Here is a 1,757-nt window from a genome sequence, read left to right as displayed (position 1 = left end):
CGCATTGCCTCATCGAGAATGTTACCGGAGGATTCCGCGCCGATGACTGGGGCAGCGTCACCGAATCAGGTCGGTGGCGCCAATGGCAAGCGGGATCAGCATGGGCGCACGGCGCGAGGTTTTGGCGGCGGTGGCGAAGCGTTACCGTACGGCAGGGCGAGTTGAGAAGGGACGCATCCTTGATGAGTTGACGGCAACGACGGGTTGGCATCGCAAGCACGCGGTGCGAGCACTGTCGCTTGCAAGGGATCCAACCAGACCGCCATCGAAAGAGGAAGTCACCGGCGCAACCGAACCAGCGAGAAGTCGGCGGCGCAGATACGCCAGTGTGCGCGACGCGCTGGTCGCGCTGTGGGAAGCCTCGGATCGCGTCTGCGGCAAACGCCTCGTATCGATGATCCCAGCGCTGTTGCCTGCACTCGAGCGGCATGGTCGGCTGAGGCCGACAAGCGAAGAGCGCGCGCTACTGGTAACGATGAGTGCGGCGACGATCGATCGAATGTTAATCGACGTCAAAGTTGCGGCTGCTGGGGGGCGCCGGCGGCGGGTTGGATTCTACTCGGCGATTCGACGCGAGGTGCCGATCAGAACCTTCAACGACTGGGCCAACCCGCCGCCTGGTTTTTGTGAGATCGACATGGTCGCGCATGGTGGAACCAGCGTGGCCGGCTCGTTCATCCAGACGCTGACCATGGTGGATATCGCCACGGGATGGACGGAATGTCTGCCCCTGGTGACCCGCGATGGTAGCCTCGTCGTCGAAGCGATGACGCGAGCACAAAGTCTGTTCCCGTGGGTGATCCGGGGTGCCGACTTCGATAACGACAGCGCGTTCATGAACGACGTCGTTGTTCCATGGTGCCGAGCACAGCAGATCGAGGTAACGCGGTCCCGCGCCTACAAGAAGAACGATCAGGCTTTCGTGGAGCAGAAGAACGGCGCGGTGGTGCGGCGGCTCGTCGGCTACGGGCGGTTCGATGGGGTCGCGACGGCCCGTGTGATGGCGCGTCTCTACGCGGCGGCGCGCCTGCTTGTGAACTTCTTCCAGCCGTCATTCAAGCTCAAGGAGAAGCGCCGCGAGGGCGCGAAGGTCATCAAACGCTATCATCCGCCGGCTACGCCGTACGAACGTGCGCTGGCACACCCGAAACTCGCATCGGCGATCAAGCGCCGTCTGCGCGCGGCATACCGCACTCTGGATCCCGTGCAACTGCTTGCCGACATCCGTGCGGCGCAGGAAGAGCTCGGCGAACGCATCGGCAAGCGCGGTCTTGTGACGACGGCCGGCGTATCGCCGGCTGATCCGCTGATTTTTGCCCAATCGCTCGGCACCGTGGCAACGGCCACCGAGGTACGCGCCACACATCGTCGGCCGAAACGACGATACAAAAAGCGCATTCGCATGCCCTCGAAGCTCGATCCCCATCTCTCGACGATCGAGAATTGGCTCGCTGTCGAACCGCAGCTCACTGCGCTGGCCATCGTACGCAGGCTCATCGCCATCGATCCTTCGTTTAGCGACAAGCAGCATTCAATCGTTCAACGCCGGCTTCGGTCCTTCCGGCGGAAGGTGGCGGAAACGATCATCGTATCCATGCCGCTGGAGGAAATACGGGCCGGGGCTGTGGACGGCGCTGCGTGTAATGATCACTCCGCCCCGTCCACAGCCCCTCCACCGAGTTCGCCGCAGCTTCGAGATCGGTCTGCGGAGCTCGCAGACCTTCATCCCGGGTAACATTCCTTCCTGAGGCAATACG

General features: G+C 62.8%; 1 protein-coding gene. It reads left to right on the top strand.

The genetic code is table 11. From position 1 onward, the window contains the following. Nucleotides 1–82 precede the first annotated feature (82 nt). Nucleotides 83–1,735 (top strand): integrase catalytic domain-containing protein, encoded by a 1,653-nt coding sequence (locus SO180_RS42315; RefSeq protein ID WP_449384696.1) that lies wholly within the window; start codon nt 83–85, stop codon nt 1,733–1,735. Nucleotides 1,736–1,757: the final 22 nt, after the last annotated feature.

This window comes from Bradyrhizobium sp. UFLA05-112 (assembly GCF_053572325.1).
Note: the sequence above shows the minus strand (reverse complement) of the source record. Positions and strands in the feature narration are given on the sequence as shown.

What these genes read in the sequence shown, in the direction of transcription:
- SO180_RS42315 (WP_449384696.1), top strand. Translation starts at nt 83, where the DNA reads ATGGCAAGCGGGATCAGCATGGGCGCACGGCGCGAGGTTTTGGCGGCG.